This window comes from Pantoea sp. PSNIH1 (assembly GCF_007680655.1).
Classification (GTDB): Bacteria; Pseudomonadota; Gammaproteobacteria; order Enterobacterales; family Enterobacteriaceae; genus Pantoea; species Pantoea eucrina.
Window position 1 is genome coordinate 184154 of the sequence record NZ_VEIP01000001.1, and the last position, 15113, is coordinate 199266.

Genomic DNA, 15113 nt, shown 5'->3' on the forward strand with positions numbered 1-15113 from the left:
AGGGCCGCAATGCAACGCTACCAGGCGCTGGATTTTATTCGCGGATGCGCGGTTCTGGGCATTTTGCTGCTCAATATTACCGGCTTTGGCCTGCCGTCAGCCGCCTATCTTAATCCCGCCTGGCAGGGCAGCGTTACGCCGCAGGATGCCTGGACCTGGGCGATACTGGACGGGCTGGCGCAGCTGAAATTCCTCACGCTGTTTGCACTGCTGTTTGGCGCCGGACTGGCGCTGCAGATCCCCCGCGGTAAGCGCTGGATCAGTACGCGCCTGACGCTGCTGGTGCTGCTCGGGTTTATCCACGGCGTTTTCTTCTGGGAAGGGGATATTCTCCTCGACTATGGGCTTATCGGCCTGATTATCTGGCGTCTGCTGCGTGAAGTGCCCTCTGAGCGTGCGCTGTTTCAGACCGGCGTGCTGCTCTATCTGGTCGGCTGTGCGGTGCTGCTTATCTTCGGAGCGATCTCCGGCAATCAGAGCAGCAGCGGCTGGCAGCCGGGTGCCGCTGTGCTGGAGTATGAAAGTTACTGGAAGCTGGTGGGCGGCTGGGAAGCGGTACGCAACCGGCTCGATCTGCTCGCATCGGGCCTGATGGCGCTGGCATCCCAGTATGGCTGGCAGCTGGCGGGGCTGATGCTGATGGGTGCCGCGCTGCTGCGCTGCGGCTGGCTGACCGGTGAGTTCAGCCTGCAGCACTACCGGCGCGCCGCACTGCTGCTGCTGCTGACCGGCTGGCTAATCGCGGTGCCGGGTATCGTTGCGCAGTGGCAGCTGCAGTGGGCGCAGCGCTGGACCAGCTTTTATCTGCAGGTGCCGCGCGATCTCGCCTCGCCTTTTATCAGCCTCGGCTATGCGGCGCTCTGTCTCGGCTTCTGGCCTGCGCTCGCGCGTAACCGGCTATGCAACCTGATTCAGGGAGTGGGGCGCATGGCGCTGAGCAACTATCTGTTACAGACGCTAATCTGTACCACGCTTTTCTACCGGTTTGATCTCTTCCTGCACTTTAACCGGTTACAGCTGCTGGCGCTGGTGCCCGTTATCTGGGTAGTCAATCTTCTCTTCTCAGCGCTCTGGCTGCGCTATTTTCGTCAGGGGCCGCTGGAATGGCTGTGGCGCTGGCTGACGCAGCGTCTCTCTGCAACCGGCACCGCAGTGCCGCCTGTCAGATAATGACCTGCATCACAAAGATCGCATAAAGCAATGTAACCGTTTTCATTGATGTGAGCTGTTTCACGTAGCTGAAGTCTGCGGCCTGACACTATAGCGCTATTACGCGCCCGTCGCGTCTTTCAGCCTTTGTGGAACCGCTGCATGATAACGATTCGTGATGTCGCCCGACTGGCGGGAGTTTCTGTTGCCACCGTGTCGCGCGTGCTCAATAACAGCAGTGCCGTCACCTCTGATACCCGCGACGCCGTGCTGCAGGCGGTGGAATCGCTGGGCTATCGTCCGAACGCCAACGCACAGGCGCTCGCCACCCAGGTCAGCGACACGATTGGTGTCGTTGTCATGGATGTCTCCGATCCCTTTTTTGGCGCGCTGGTGAAAGCGGTGGATACCGTGGCGCAGCGGGTGCATAAGCATGTTCTCATCAGTAATTCCTGGCATCAGGAAGATAAAGAGCGGCACGCCATTGAGGTGCTGATCCGTCAGCGCTGCAATGCGCTGGTGGTACATGCGAAAACGCTTTCAGACGCTGAACTCACGCAGTTTATGGATCAGGTGCCGGGAATGGTGCTGGTTAACCGGGTGATCCGCGGCTACGAGCATCGCTGCGTCTGTCTCGACAATGTAACCGGTGCGCAGGTTGCCACCCGCATGCTGCTGCAGCAGGGGCATCAGCGTATCGGCTATCTCAGCTCCAGCCACCCGATTGAAGATGTGGCCCAGCGCCGCGATGGCTGGCTGCAGGCGCTGTCAGAGCAGGGTATCCAGCCGGCAGAGGCGTGGATCGCCCATGCTGAACCCGATATGCAGGGCGGTGAAGCCGCGATGGTGGAGCTGCTCGGGCGCAATCTGCATCTGACCGCCGTGTTTTCCTATAACGATGGCATGGCGGCTGGCGCCCTGACGGCGCTGAAAGATAACGGCATTCAGGTGCCGCAGCATTTTTCTGTCATCGGTTTTGATGACATTCCTATTTCCCGTTACACCGATCCCCAGCTGACAACCGTACGCTATCCCATTGTTTCTATGGCAAAACTGGCAACAGAGCTGGCGCTAAAAGGCGCAGCCGGTGAGCTGGATCCTCAGGCATCGCACTGCTTCATGCCTACGCTGGTGCGGCGTCACTCAGTGGCCCAGCGACAAATTGTGGAGTCGATCACTAATCCAGGCGATAGCGCCATGTAACCGTTTCCAATATGTGATTACATTCACAGTTAATTACCAGACCGCTCACTATGATGGCAGCGTCTTACCGGACTGAAACATCATGAAACGCCGGGTCACGCCTCTCCGGACAGGTTTCAGTAGCCGATTGAAATGGTTCACAACACTCTTCAGGAAGCGGTTACGTACAGGGAAGTCAGGATAGGGAGAGCGGTCCGGCCAATGCCTGCGCCTGCTCCAGAATGATAGCGTTTCAACCGACTGCGTTCGCTGCCCGCAGGCAGCAGGGCGCAATGAAATACCCTGCATAATTAAAACCGGAGATACCATGAATAAGAAGGTTTTCACGCTCACAGCACTGGTTGCCAGCATGATGTTTGGTGCAACTGCACACGCCGCCGATACCCGCATTGGCGTGACCATTTACAAATATGATGACAACTTCATGTCAATGGTGCGTAAGGATATCGAGAAAGAGGCGAAAACGCTGGGCGGCATTCAGCTGCTGATGAATGACTCGCAGAATGACCAGTCCAAACAGAACGATCAGATTGACGTGCTGATGGCCAAGGGCGTGAAAGCGCTGGCAATTAACCTGGTAGATCCGGCAGCGGCAGCGGTAGTCATCGACAAAGCAAAAGCCAATGACGTACCAATTGTGTTCTTCAACAAAGAGCCGAACGCCAAAGTGCTGGCCAGCTATCCGAAAGCCTATTATGTCGGTACAGACTCAAAAGAGTCAGGTATCAAACAGGGCGAGCTGATTGAGAAGCACTGGAAATCGACGCCAGCCTGGGATCTGAACAAAGATGGACAGATTCAGTTTGTCCTGCTGAAAGGCGAGCCAGGGCACCCGGATGCTGAAGCGCGTACCAAATATGTTATCGACACCCTGAACAAAGATGGCATCAAGACGCAGCAGCTGGCGATGGATACCGCAATGTGGGATACCGCTCAGGCGAAAGATAAAGTCGATGCGTGGCTCTCCGGTCCGAACGCTAACAAAATTGAAGTGATCATTGCCAACAACGATGCAATGGCAATGGGCGCGGTTGAAGCGCTGAAAGCACACAACAAATCAAGCATTCCGGTGTTTGGTGTTGATGCGCTGCCAGAAGCGCTGGCGCTGGTGAAATCGGGTGCGATGGCGGGTACCGTGCTGAACGATGCGGAAAACCAGGCGAAAGCCACGCTGGATATCGCGAAGAACCTGGCAGATGGCAAAGAGCCAACCGCGGGCACTAACTTCAAGATGGAAGATAAAGTGGTTCGCGTGCCTTATGTCGCCGTAGATAAAGAGAACCTCTCTCAGTTTGCGAAGTAATCTATTCCGGGCGCGGCAATTTGCCGCGCCTTATTGCATCTGCATACGCTTTTTTTAGCCAGGTAAATTATGGCCAGTGAGAATCCGACCACACAGCGTGAATATCTGCTGGAGATGACGAATGTCTCGAAATCATTTCCAGGGGTGAAAGCCTTAGATAATGTGAATTTGAAAGTGCGGCCGCACTCCGTCCATGCCTTAATGGGTGAAAACGGCGCCGGAAAATCGACATTGTTAAAGTGCTTATTTGGCATCTATAAAAAAGATACGGGGAGTATTCTTTTTCAGGGCCAGGAGATTGACTATAAAAGCTCCAAAGAAGCGCTGGAAAATGGCGTCTCAATGGTGCATCAGGAATTAAACCTCGTGCTGCAGCGCAGCGTGATGGATAATATGTGGCTGGGTCGCTACCCGCGTAAAGGGCCATTTGTCGATCAGGACAAAATGTATCGCGATACCAAAGCGATCTTTGATGAACTCGATATTGATATCGATCCGCGCGATAAAGTGGCGAATCTTTCTGTATCGCAGATGCAGATGATTGAAATTGCCAAAGCGTTCTCCTATGATGCCAAAATTGTCATTATGGATGAACCGACCTCTTCGCTGACGGAAAAAGAAGTTAACCACCTGTTTACTATTATTCGTAAACTAAAAGATCGCGGCTGCGGTATTGTCTATATCTCGCATAAGATGGAAGAGATCTTTCAGCTGTGCGACGAGATCACCATTCTGCGCGACGGACAGTGGATCGCCACTCAGTCGCTGGAAGGGCTGGATATGGATAAGATCATCGCCATGATGGTGGGTCGTTCGCTCAATCAGCGCTTCCCGGATAAGAGCAACGTGCCGGGCGAGGTGATTCTGGAAGTCCGCAACCTCACTTCACTGCGTCAGCCCTCGATTCGTGATATCTCATTTGACCTGCATAAAGGAGAGATCCTCGGTATCGCCGGACTGGTGGGTGCCAAGCGTACCGATATCGTTGAGACGCTGTTTGGCATTCGCGAGAAGTCGGGCGGAACTATCCGGCTGCACGGCAAAGCGATCAACAACCACAGTGCAAACGAGGCGATTAACCACGGTTTTGCGCTGGTGACAGAAGAGCGTCGCTCCACCGGGATCTACGCCTATCTCGATATCGGCTTTAACTCGCTTATCTCCAATATTAAAAAATATAAATCCAGTATCGGCCTGCTTGATAATAAGCGTATGAAGAGCGATACCCAGTGGGTTATTGACTCGATGCGGGTAAAAACGCCAGGTCACCATACGCAGATTGGCTCGCTTTCAGGCGGTAACCAGCAGAAGGTCATTATTGGCCGCTGGCTGCTGACCCAGCCGGAAATATTAATGCTTGATGAACCTACGCGCGGTATTGACGTAGGGGCTAAATTTGAAATTTATCAGCTGATTTCAGAACTGGCCAAAAAAGAGAAGGGCATTATTATTATCTCCTCAGAAATGCCAGAGCTGCTGGGTATAACCGATCGTATTCTGGTCATGAGTAATGGTCAGGTAGCCGGTATTGTCGATACAAAAACGACCTCGCAGAATGAAATCCTGCGTTTAGCGTCATTACACCTTTAATGAAGCAAGGGCTTTAAAATGAAAGCGACTACTAAAAAGAATGCGCTAACCTGGTTAAAAGAGGGCGGTATTTACGTCGTCCTGTTTGTTCTGCTGGCGATTATTATTTTTCAGGATCCGACGTTTTTAAGTTTAATGAACCTGAGTAACATCCTGACGCAATCGTCGGTGCGTATTATTATCGCGCTGGGCGTGGCCGGGCTGATTGTGACTCAGGGTACTGACCTCTCCGCCGGGCGGCAGGTTGGCCTGGCGGCGGTAGTGGCGGCGACGCTGCTGCAGTCGATGGATAACGCGAACAAGGTTTTCCCGCATCTGGAAACCATGCCGATTCCGCTGGTTATTCTGGTAGTGTGCATTATCGGCGGCGTGATTGGCCTGGTAAACGGCGTGATCATCGCATACCTCAAGGTAACGCCGTTTATTACCACGCTGGGTACGATGATCATCGTGTATGGTATTAACTCCCTCTACTACGATTTTGTCGGTGCCTCGCCGATCGCCGGCTTCGACGCGGGCTTCTCCGCCTTTACCCAGGGTTTCCTGCGCTTTGGTGACTTCAAGCTCTCGTTTATCACCTTTTACGCCATTATCGCTATCGTGTTTGTCTGGATCCTGTGGAACAAAACCCGCTTCGGTAAAAACATTTTTGCGATTGGCGGTAACCCGGAAGCGGCAAAAGTTTCAGGCGTTAACGTGCCGTTCAACCTGATTCTGGTCTATGCCCTGTCAGGTGTGTTCTATGCGTTCGGCGGTCTGCTGGAAGCGGGCCGTATCGGCAGCGCCACCAACAACCTCGGCTTTATGTATGAGCTGGATGCGATTGCCGCCTGCGTGGTGGGCGGCGTCTCCTTCGCCGGCGGTGTGGGTACGGTCGCAGGCGTCGTGACCGGGGTAATTATCTTTACCGTAATCAACTACGGCCTGACTTACATCGGCGTGAACCCTTACTGGCAGTACATCATCAAGGGCGGCATCATTATCTTCGCCGTGGCGCTGGATTCACTGAAATACTCGCGCAAGAAATAAGCGTGAAGTAACGGAAAAAGGCTGCGCTGGCGCAGCCTTTTTTTTATGGCTGCCGGCCTCAGTAAAGGCTACTTACGCAGCTTCTCTTCCAGCTCCAGCAGCTGTTCAGGCGTGACCGCCGGATAGCTCTGCGCATCTTCCGGCACCGTATGCACTGCCGGAATCGGCACCAGCGGTCCGAGAAAACGCGGCTCGCGCTTCATCAGATAGAGATCGGCCATCGCGCCCAGCCGGGCACCGACTTCGCGTGCGCGCACCGACAGCATATTTTTCGGCGAGGGCACGGCATAGCACTGTGCCTGAATGCCAAGGTGCAGCGCAATGTAGAGCGCCCGCTCGCAGTGAAAGCGCTGGGTGATAATAATGAAGTCGTTGGTGTCAAACACCTTGCGCGTGCGCACAATGGAGTCGAGCGTGCGAAAACCGGCATAATCCAGCACGATATCGGCCGGATCGACGCCAGCTTTAATCAGATCGCGTCGCATAGTGGCAGGCTCGTTATAGCTCTGCTGGGCGTTGTCGCCGCTCAGCAGCAGGTAGTTCACTTTGCCGCTGTTGTAGGCGTTAAGCGCGCCCTGCATGCGATAGAGGTAATACTGATTAATAACGCCGGCACGATAATATTTCGCGGTGCCCAGTACCACGCCAACCTGACGATGCGGCAGCGAGGCGACATCTTCATAGATAAACGGCGCGGTTTTCCAGCTGATCCAGCGATCAAGGCCGAGCGCGGTCGCCACCATCGCTAAGATGATGATGATCAGAGCAAAGAAAACGCGTTTCAGCATGCGCGCGGCAACTCAACAGGCAGGATTCAGGGTGCTTCAAGGCTACTTGAGCCGGGGCGGCTAAGCAAGCTCACCCCGGCTGGCTGATGTTTTTTTCGGCAGTGCCGGATCGAAATCCGGCGCTGAGGCGATCAGATAGAGGTACGGCGGTAGTGGCGATACTGCGGCAGCCAGAAGTTGTTGTGAACCGCTTTAGAGAGCACATCCTCCGACGTTACCACGGCAACGCCAGCCAGCTGCGCCGCTTTGCCCACTTCCATCGCAATCAGTTTAGAGACGCCCTGAATATCTTTGATCTCCGGCAGGACCGGACCTTCGCCGTCGTTAACCAGCGGCGAGCAGTCAGCCAGCGCGCGGCTGGCGGTCATCAGCATGGAATCGGTCACGCGCGTTGCGCCCGCGGCAATCACGCCGAGTCCGATGCCCGGGAAGATATAGGAGTTGTTGCACTGGGCAATCGGATAGGTTTTGCCTTTCCAGGTCACCGGTGAGAACGGGCTGCCGGTGGCAACCAGCGCGGCACCGTCGGTCCAGGCGATGATATCCGCCGGCGTCGCTTCCACGCGTGACGTCGGGTTAGAGAGCGGCATCACGATAGGGCGTTTGCAGTGCTTATGCATCTCGCGAATGATCTCTTCGGTAAACAGGCCTGGCTGGCCCGATACGCCGATCAGAATATCGGGCTGCGCGTTGCGCACCACATCCAGCAGCGAAATCGTGTCGCTGGTGACGTCCCAGGCTTTCAGATTGTCACTTTTCTGCACCAGCCTGCTCTGGAAGTCGAGCAGGTTTGGCAGCTTATCGGTGAGCAGACCAAAGCGGTCAACCATCATGACGCGCGAACGCGCTTCATCATCGCTCAGTCCTTCAGATTTCATCTGCGCAACGATCTGTTCAGCGATACCACAGCCTGCAGAACCGGCGCCGAGGAAGACCACTTTCTGCTCGCACAGGCGGCTGCCTGCGGCGCGGCTGGCGGCAATCAGGGTACCAACGGTAACGGCTGCGGTGCCCTGAATATCGTCGTTGAAGCAGCAGATTTCATCGCGATAGCGCTGCAGCAGCGGCATAGCGTTTTTCTGTGCAAAATCTTCGAACTGCAGCAGGACGTTTGGCCAGCGACGTTTCACCGCCTGAATAAATTCATTCACAAACGACTCATACTCTTCGCCGCTAATGCGCGGATGACGCCAGCCCATATAGAGCGGGTCGTTGAGCAGCTGCGGGTTATTGGTTCCGACATCCAGCACCACCGGCAGGGTATAAGCCGGACTGATGCCGCCGCAGGCGGTATAGAGCGACAGTTTACCAATCGGAATACCCATGCCGCCGATGCCGAGGTCGCCCAGGCCCAGAATACGCTCGCCATCCGTGACCACAATAACCTTCACATTCTGCTTGGTGGCGTTCTGCAGCATGTCTTCGATGCGATCGCGATTGTTGTAGGAGATAAATACGCCGCGCGCGCGACGGTAAATTTCGGAGAAGTGCTCGCATGCCGCGCCCACGGTCGGGGTGTAGATAATCGGCATCATCTCTTCAAGATGATTATCCAGCAGGCGGTAGAACAGGGTTTCGTTGGTATCCTGGATATTGCGCAGATAGACGTGCTTGTCGTTGTTGTTTTTGAAATCCAGGAACTGACGCCAGGCGCGTTCCGCCTGCTCTTCAATAGTCTCAACCGCATCCGGCAGCAGGCCATTAAGATTAAATTCGTTTCGCTCTTCCAGAGAGAAGGCGCTGCCTTTATTCAGCAGCGGAAATTCCAGCAGAATCGGACCCGCATAGGGGATATAGAGCGGGCGTTTACTTTCGTACTCGAGTTCCATGCAATGTTTGCTCCGGTTGCAGTGTTTGCTGACGTATCGCTACGAAAAGGTCACGCCAGATCTGATTATTGTGAAGGTCTGGCGCCCGATCCTATGAAAATTCCGGCAGATGTACAGCTTTTGTTAACAGCAGGTCACAAAAGCGGTAAAAGGATCACTAAACGGATGTTTTTGAAACTAAAGTAATCGTCAGCTCACGGCAGCCGAGCGCGGCCAGCGTCGCCCGCGTGGCGTCCGCCTGCGTCAGCGTACCCTCTGCAGACTCGGCCAGCGCCGCGCGGCGAATAGTTTCCAGCGGTTCATGATGCATATTCATCAGGATCAGCGCGGCCTGCAGCGGCGGCAGGCTCGGGTTGAAGGCGGCATTCTCCGCATAGCGGCCGCTGTAAATGGCGCCGCTGTGGCTCTCCAGTGCCACGCCGCTGTAGCTGAAGCTATAAGGCGCGTGGCTCTGGCTGGCAGCCCGGATTGCCGCCTGCTGCAGCGCATCGCCGGCAGGGGCAAAGGCATGGTCAACCGGCGTCATCAGCCGTTCGGTAATATTGAGGTCGGCAGGACCAAATGCATCGGGCAGGTAGTGGGCCAGCGTGTTCACGTCACGGCCCGGCAGACTGATACGGATCGCCGTACCGCTGTTCAGCTCATTCATAAACTGACGGCAGTGGCCACACGGCGTGTAGTTTACGGTGATGGCCGCCAGCGCCGTTTCACCGCGCAGCCAGGCGTGGGTAATCGCGCTCTGCTCAGCGTGTACCGTCTGCTGCATCGTGGCGCCGCGAAACTCCATATTTGCCCCAAAATACCAGTGGCCGCTGACGCCACGCGCGATAGCGCCAACGTTAAAGCGCGAGAGCGGCGCAACCGCACAGCAGGCGGCGAGCGGCAGGAGCGCCAGCGCCAGCGCATCCTCTTCCAGTCCGGTGACCTGCTGCAGCTGTATCAACTCGTCAGGGCGGAGCACGCCGTGAAAATCGGGCGCGTCCAGCAGCGGCTGCAGCGCCTGCTGCAGGGCAGCCGGCAGGTCGGAGAAAGCGGAAGAGAATCGTGGGTGCATGGTGTCAGGCCTCATTAACTCATCAGCGGCGGGGCGCCGCCTGCTGAGTTATATGTGATCCATGTCGCTATGACAATGCAAGCTGATTGAGTTGTTTCAACTTTGCGAGATCTCTCGCAAACTTTCAGCCAAACCACGCCAGCAGCAGCGGAAAGATAAACGGTGCCAGTAAAGAGGTAATGATGCCGCAGATCACCAGCGCCAGTGAACTGAACGCCCCTTCCTGATAGTCGATTTCCGCCGCGCGCGCCGTGCCCAGCGCGTGTGACGCGTTGCCAATCGCCAGGCCACGCGATGCTTTGCTGCGAATGCGCAGCAGGTTCAGCAGCATGTGCCCGAATACGGCACCAAATACGCCCGCGATCAGCACGCAGATAGCGCTGATGGCCGGAATACCGTGCAGTGAGGCAGAGACCGCCATCGCAATCGGGGTGGTGACTGACTTGGGCAGGAGCGTCGCGGCGATCTCCGGTGTGGCGCCCAGCCACAGCGCCATCGCCGTGCCGGATACCATGGCGGTCAGGCTGCCAATAAAGCAGACGCTGATGATGGTTTTCCAGCGTGCGCGGATCTGATGCATCTGCTCATAAAGCGGCAGCGCTAAGGCCACGACCGCCGGTTGCAGCAGCTGATTCAGCAGTGCGCTGCCGGCAAAATAGCGCGTATAGGGGGTATGCGTCAGCAGCAGCACCGGAATAATGATGGCCATGGCTACCAGCAGCGGATTAATCAGCGAGATTTTGAGCTTTGCCGCCAGCCGACGCGCCACAAAATAAGCAGCCAGCGTCAGCGGCAGAGACCACCAGGCGTCACTCATGCGGCTGCTCCTGTTTCGGGCGCTGCAGGCGTTCAGCGCTAAAACCCACCACCACCAGCACCATCAGCGTACTGGTGAGGCAGGAGACCACGATCGGCCCAAACTGCGCGGAAAGTACATCGGTATAGCTGATGACGCCGACGCTTATCGGGACAAACAGCAGCGCCATATAGCGGATCAGCAGATGGCAGCCGGGCTTTACCCAGCGGACCGGCAGAATTTGCAGCCCCAGTAGTAAAAACAGCAGCAGCATACCGATAATACTGCCGGGAATAGAAAAGGGAAGCAGGGCGGCGAGCGCGATACCGGCATAGAGCGCGGCATAGATAATCATAAAGGCGCGCAGATAGCGCCAGCAGGCAGTTAACACGTCAGACATCTCCGGCTTCGGTCATCTGTTTTACATCATACGCATTACGCGCTTAGCGTGCCAGAGTCCGGCCTGCGTGCGCGGCAGAACTGGCGCAGAGGGTCGTTCAGGAAGGAGGCGGGAGCGGAAAAGCAGCCCTCTTCGCAGCGGAGAGGGCTGTAAAAAAAGAAAAGCGATTACTTAACCGGCATGCCGGGCTGTGCGCCGCTGTCCACCGAGAGCACAAACAGATCGCTGCCGCCAGAGCCGGCTGAGAGCACCATCCCTTCCGATACGCCAAAGCGCATCTTACGCGGTGCCAGGTTGGCCACGATAATGGTCATCTTGCCCACCAGTACCGAAGGATCGGGGTAGGCAGCACGAATGCCGGAGAAGATCTGACGCTTCTCACCGCCGAGATCGAGCTGCAGGCGCAGCAGCTTGTCTGAACCCTCAACCAGTTCCGCCTGCTCAATCAGCGCTACGCGCATATCGACTTTGGCGAAATCATCAATGGTGATGGTGTCGCCAATCGGCGCGTCAGCAAGCGGGCCGCTCACCGCAGGCTGACTGGCTGCCGCCGCATCCTCTTTCGATGCCTCAATCAGCGCCTCCACTTTTGCCATCTCAATGCGGCCATAGAGCGCTTTAAACGGTGCCACGCTGTGATTCAGCAGCGGCTGCGCGATGCCATCCCAGCTCAGTTCGCTCTGCAGAAACGCCTCAGCGCGCTCGCTCAGCGACGGCAGTACCGGCTTCAGCCAGGTCATCAGCACGCGGAACAGGTTGATGCCCATTGAGCAGATCGCCTGCAGGTCAGCGTCGCGGCCTTCCTGTTTCGCCACCACCCACGGTGCCTGCTCATCAACATAGCGGTTCGCCAGATCGGCCAGCGTCATGATCTCACGGATAGCGCGGTTATATTCACGGTTCGCCCACGCTTCGCCGATCTTCTCTGATGCCGCCACAAAGGTCTGGTACAGCGCCGGATCGGCGAGTTCAGCGGCCAGCTCGCCGTTAAAGCGTTTGGTGATAAAACCGGCGTTGCGCGAAGCCAGGTTAACGACTTTGTTCACTACGTCAGCGTTAACGCGCTGCACGAAATCTTCCAGATTCAGGTCAATATCATCAATGCGCGAAGAGAGCTTGGCCGCGTAGTAGTAGCGCAGGCTGTCGGCATCAAGATGCTTCAGCCAGGTGCTGGCTTTGATAAAGGTGCCGCGCGATTTTGACATCTTCGCGCCGTTTACCGTGACATAGCCATGCACAAACAGGTTGGTCGGCTTGCGGAAACCGCTGCCTTCCAGCATTGCCGGCCAGAACAGGCTGTGGAAATAGACGATATCTTTACCGATAAAGTGATAAAGCTCGGTCGCGGAATCTTTCTGCCAGAATTCGCTGAAGTCGATATCGCCGCGCTTGTCGCACAGGTTCTTGAACGAGCCCATGTAGCCGATTGGCGCATCCAGCCAGACGTAGAAATATTTGCCCGGCGCGTCCGGGATCTCAAAGCCAAAGTAGGGCGCATCGCGGGAGATATCCCACTGCTGCAGTCCCGACTCAAACCACTCCTGCATCTTATTGGCGACCTGCTCCTGCAGGGCGCCGGAACGCGTCCACGCCTGCAGCATCTCGCTGAACGCCGGCAGATCAAAGAAGAAGTGCTCAGAGTCACGCAGTACCGGCGTAGCGCCGGATACCACTGACTTCGGCTCAATCAGCTCGGTCGGGCTGTAGGTGGCGCTGCACACTTCGCAGTTATCGCCATACTGATCGGCCGCTTTACATTTCGGGCAGGTGCCTTTCACAAAGCGATCGGGCAGGAACATCCCTTTTTCCGGATCGTAGAGCTGCGAAATGGTGCGCTTCTTAATAAAGCCATTTTCATTCAGGCGCGTGTAGATCACCTCAGCCAGCTGACGATTCTCATCGGCATGCGTTGAGTGATAGTTGTCATAGCTGATATTGAAGCCGGCGAAGTCAGTTTCATGCTCCTGCTTCATCTCGGCGATCATCTGCTCCGGCGTGATGCCCAGCTGCTGTGCTTTCAGCATAATCGGCGTGCCGTGCGCATCGTCTGCGCAGATGAAGTAAACCTGGTTGCCACGCATTCGCTGGTAACGGACCCATACATCAGCCTGGATGTGTTCCAGCATGTGACCAAGATGGATAGAGCCGTTTGCGTACGGCAGGGCGCACGTTACCAGTAATTTTTTAGCGACTTGAGTCATGATTTGCGTAGCTTTCCGTTAATGAAAAATCGGGGTTAGATGTTAACCGAAGCACCCTCCGGCGTAAACACAGGAGGCGCGTCGCGCTCTTTTTCGCGCTGCTCTGATATGATTGACCTTATACCGCTACATTCTGGCGTCATGATGAAATAAGGAGAGGGGATGAGCACACAATCCCGGGATTATCATTCACCTGAAGCGTTGCGTGCCGTGGTCAGCGGCGTGCTGAGCGCATTTACGCACCCCACGCTGCAGCAGAATCTCACTACGCTGAAAGCGCTGCGGCACGTGGCGCTGCTGGATGAAAAACTGCATATCGAGCTGGTTATGCCGTTTATCTGGCGCAGCGCGTTTGAGGATCTCAAAGCGCAGGTCAGCGCGGAGCTGCTGCGGCTGACGCAGGCGCGCGCCATCGACTGGCGTCTGCGTCACGATATCGCCACCCTGAAGCGGGTAAAAAATCAGCCGGGCGTGAACGGCGTGAAAAATATCATTGCGGTCAGCTCCGGCAAAGGCGGCGTCGGCAAGTCGAGTACGGCGGTTAACATGGCGCTGGCGCTGGCCGCCGAAGGGGCGCGCGTGGGGCTGCTGGATGCGGATATTTACGGTCCCTCCATTCCGAATATGCTGGGAACGGAAGCGGAGCGTCCGACATCGCCTGACGGCACGCACATGGCACCGATTATGGCGCACGGGCTCGCGACCAACTCAATTGGCTATCTGGTTACGGACGATAATGCGATGGTGTGGCGCGGACCGATGGCGAGCAAGGCGCTGCTGCAGCTGCTCAACGAGACGCTGTGGCCCGACCTCGACTATCTGGTTCTCGATATGCCGCCCGGCACCGGCGATATCCAGCTGACGCTGGCGCAGAGCGTACCCGTCACCGGCGCCGTGGTGGTGACCACCCCGCAGGATATCGCGCTGCTGGACGCGCGCAAAGGCATCGTGATGTTTGAAAAAGTAGCGGTGCCGGTGCTGGGAGTGGTGGAGAACATGAGCATGCATATCTGCAGTGAGTGTGGCCATCATGAGCCTGTTTTCGGCACCGGCGGGGCTGAGCGGCTGGTGCAGGATTACCACACCCGCCTGCTGGCACAGCTGCCGCTGCATATTCACCTGCGGGAGGATCTGGATGACGGGACGCCTACGGTGATCCGCCGGCCAGAGAGCGACTTTACCGCCCTCTATCGCCAGCTGGCGGGGCGCGTAGCCGCTCAGCTTTACTGGCAGGGTGAGGTGATCCCGGGCGATATCGCCTTCCGGGCGGTGTAGCTCACGCCGTTTCGCTGGCGCGTCCCGCCAGCGGATAGTGCATCAGCACATAGGTACCCTGTTCGCCTTCGCCGCTGGCGACGCGCTGCCAGCCGTGATGCTGGTAGAACGCCAGCGCGGCCCGGTTCGCAGCCAGACATTTCAGCGCGCCGGTTGAGGTAAAGCGTGCTGTAACCTGCAGCAGCAGCGCGCTGCCCACACCCTGACCCTGATACGCCGGGTCAACATAGAGGCTGTGCAGAAAATTGTCGTTATCGAGAATGCCGGCAAAACCCGCGCGTTCGCCGCCGATCTCCGCTACCAGCACCGTTTCACCCAGGATCACCGCATCAAAATCCTCCAGCTGCCACGCATCACCGTTAAGCCACGTCCAGCTGTGCCGGCGCGCGGCGAGAAACAGCGTGCGCAGAAACGGGCGATCGCTCTCCTGAAAAGGTCGGATATTCACGTGCGGGGTCTCCTGAATCGCAAGCATCGCTTATGGCACGCGGTCATG

13 protein-coding genes are annotated in these 15113 nt (G+C 56.7%); 6 read left to right on the forward strand and 7 right to left on the reverse strand.

Annotated features, from left to right (window positions below; all coding sequences use genetic code 11):
• Positions 1–9: 9 nt before the first annotated feature.
• From yeiB to mglC, 5 genes are all read left to right on the forward strand, one after another.
• Complete coding sequence (gene yeiB / locus FS690_RS00855) at positions 10–1170, forward strand: DUF418 domain-containing protein YeiB (protein ID WP_145338932.1); 1161 nt, start codon at positions 10–12, stop codon at positions 1168–1170.
• A gap of 141 nt (positions 1171–1311) precedes the next feature.
• Positions 1312–2352 carry an HTH-type transcriptional regulator GalS gene (galS, locus tag FS690_RS00860; protein WP_039385437.1) on the forward strand — a complete coding sequence of 347 codons (1041 nt, stop codon included), beginning with the start codon at positions 1312–1314 and terminating at the stop codon, positions 2350–2352.
• A gap of 307 nt (positions 2353–2659) precedes the next feature.
• Complete coding sequence (gene mglB / locus FS690_RS00865) at positions 2660–3655, forward strand: galactose/glucose ABC transporter substrate-binding protein MglB (protein WP_071668025.1); 996 nt, start codon at positions 2660–2662, stop codon at positions 3653–3655.
• Between the two features lie 69 nt (positions 3656–3724).
• Positions 3725–5245, forward strand: a complete 1521-nt coding sequence (mglA, locus tag FS690_RS00870; RefSeq protein ID WP_071668024.1) for a galactose/methyl galactoside ABC transporter ATP-binding protein MglA — start codon at positions 3725–3727, stop codon at positions 5243–5245.
• Positions 5246–5263: 18 nt separating this feature from the next.
• A complete protein-coding gene (mglC, locus tag FS690_RS00875) occupies positions 5264–6274 on the forward strand; it encodes a galactose/methyl galactoside ABC transporter permease MglC (protein WP_145338933.1) in 1011 nt (336 codons plus the stop codon).
• A gap of 68 nt (positions 6275–6342) precedes the next feature.
• Here mglC and sanA read toward each other — a convergent pair whose 3' ends face one another.
• The 6 genes from sanA to metG all read right to left on the reverse strand — a co-directional run bounded on the left by sanA (position 6343) and on the right by metG (position 13342).
• Entirely contained in the window at positions 6343–7062 is a 720-nt protein-coding gene (gene sanA / locus FS690_RS00880) for an outer membrane permeability protein SanA (RefSeq protein WP_094111868.1), read from the reverse strand.
• 131 nt (positions 7063–7193) lie between these two features.
• Positions 7194–8891 (reverse strand): NAD-dependent malic enzyme, encoded by a 1698-nt coding sequence (locus FS690_RS00885; protein WP_039385428.1) that lies wholly within the window; start codon positions 8889–8891, stop codon positions 7194–7196.
• A 157-nt stretch (positions 8892–9048) separates the two neighbouring features.
• Positions 9049–9945 (reverse strand): cytidine deaminase, encoded by an 897-nt coding sequence (gene cdd / locus FS690_RS00890; RefSeq protein WP_039386013.1) that lies wholly within the window; start codon positions 9943–9945, stop codon positions 9049–9051.
• A gap of 124 nt (positions 9946–10069) precedes the next feature.
• Positions 10070–10762, reverse strand: a complete 693-nt coding sequence (locus FS690_RS00895) for a CidB/LrgB family autolysis modulator (RefSeq protein WP_108569527.1) — start codon at positions 10760–10762, stop codon at positions 10070–10072.
• Positions 10755–11141 (reverse strand): CidA/LrgA family protein, encoded by a 387-nt coding sequence (locus tag FS690_RS00900; RefSeq protein WP_145338934.1) that lies wholly within the window; start codon positions 11139–11141, stop codon positions 10755–10757. The genes FS690_RS00895 and FS690_RS00900 overlap by 8 nt, the downstream gene beginning before the upstream one ends.
• A gap of 167 nt (positions 11142–11308) precedes the next feature.
• On the reverse strand, positions 11309–13342 hold the full coding sequence (gene metG / locus FS690_RS00905) for a methionine--tRNA ligase (protein ID WP_108569528.1): 2034 nt from the start codon (positions 13340–13342) through the stop codon (positions 11309–11311).
• A 162-nt stretch (positions 13343–13504) separates the two neighbouring features.
• Between metG and apbC the strand changes: the two genes are divergently transcribed.
• Positions 13505–14617, forward strand: a complete 1113-nt coding sequence (gene apbC, locus FS690_RS00910) for an iron-sulfur cluster carrier protein ApbC (protein WP_039385423.1) — start codon at positions 13505–13507, stop codon at positions 14615–14617.
• A 1-nt stretch (position 14618) separates the two neighbouring features.
• On the opposite strand, the gene FS690_RS00915 is transcribed toward apbC, so the two are convergent.
• Positions 14619–15065 carry a GNAT family N-acetyltransferase gene (locus FS690_RS00915; protein WP_145338935.1) on the reverse strand — a complete coding sequence of 149 codons (447 nt, stop codon included), beginning with the start codon at positions 15063–15065 and terminating at the stop codon, positions 14619–14621.
• Positions 15066–15113 lie beyond the last annotated feature (48 nt).